Source organism: Aminobacter sp. P4_D5 (genome assembly GCF_056401815.1).
Genome location: NZ_JBFUIP010000529.1, coordinates 1 through 851 on the forward strand (window position 1 = coordinate 1; position 851 = coordinate 851).

An 851-nucleotide genomic window follows, 5' to 3' on the forward strand; every position below is an offset into this window, starting at 1 on the left:
CGGCGACACTGTGGGCGGTGGCGATCAGAAGCTTGCCGGCCCCGGCGCGTAGCGCAGCTGTACCCGCGAGCAGCACGGCGCCGGGTATCTCGGCGCTGCCACCCACGACCGCCACCCTTCCGCGCTGGTTCTTGTCTTCACCGTCCTCGTGGCGGGGCAGAGGCATACGCTGCAGCAGCGCTTCGTCCACAGCCGTTGCGTCGTTCATCTAGAACCCACCGGCATGTCGGGCTCGGCGGTGACCGGCGCGCCGTGCTGTTGGAGTGGGGCGACGAAGTTATAGCGCTTCAGCACCAGCGCACCGTCGCGCCCCTTACCGGGATCGAACGCGTATTCAGTAACTGCGCAATTGGCGACGTCGCCTCGCCGGTCGATAGCGAGGATCTGCTCCTCGGTCATGTTCTCCAGGAGGTAGCGCAGACAGAGCACCACGACCTGATGCGCTACGATCAGCAACCTCGCCTGACTGTGGTGCAGCGAAACGGTATCCAGCGCGCTGCGCAAACGCAGGATCACGTCGCACCAAGATTCACCACCGGGCGGCCGGTGATAGAATTTACCCAGCACCCGGCGGAACTCCGCTTGCTCGGGGAATTCCTGTCGAATGCCATGGGAGGTCATCCGGTCGAGGATGCCAAATTCTTTCTCTCGCAGACGCTCATCCTGCAGGAAGTCGGCCGAGGCCACCGGCAGGCCGCCTGCGGCATGGATCAGCTCCGCGGTTTGGATCGCCCGGCGATAAGGGGAGATCAGCACTACATCCGGACGCTCCTCTGGCGGCATCTGCGCGAACCATCGTCCCAGTGCACGGGACTGCTCCTCCCCCAATGGGCTGAGTGGCACATCAACGT

1 protein-coding gene and 1 pseudogene are annotated in these 851 nt (G+C 64.4%); both read right to left on the reverse strand.

Going from position 1 to position 851, the window contains the following annotated elements:
• Positions 1-208 (reverse strand): annotated as a pseudogene (locus tag AC1DWF_RS33285) (NAD(P)H-hydrate dehydratase); the annotation flags it as partial.
• Positions 205-851 (reverse strand): histidine phosphatase family protein (locus AC1DWF_RS33290; protein ID WP_476842771.1); only part of this gene is annotated, 647 nt, incomplete at its 5' end. The gene AC1DWF_RS33290 and the pseudogene AC1DWF_RS33285, both read right to left, overlap by 4 nt.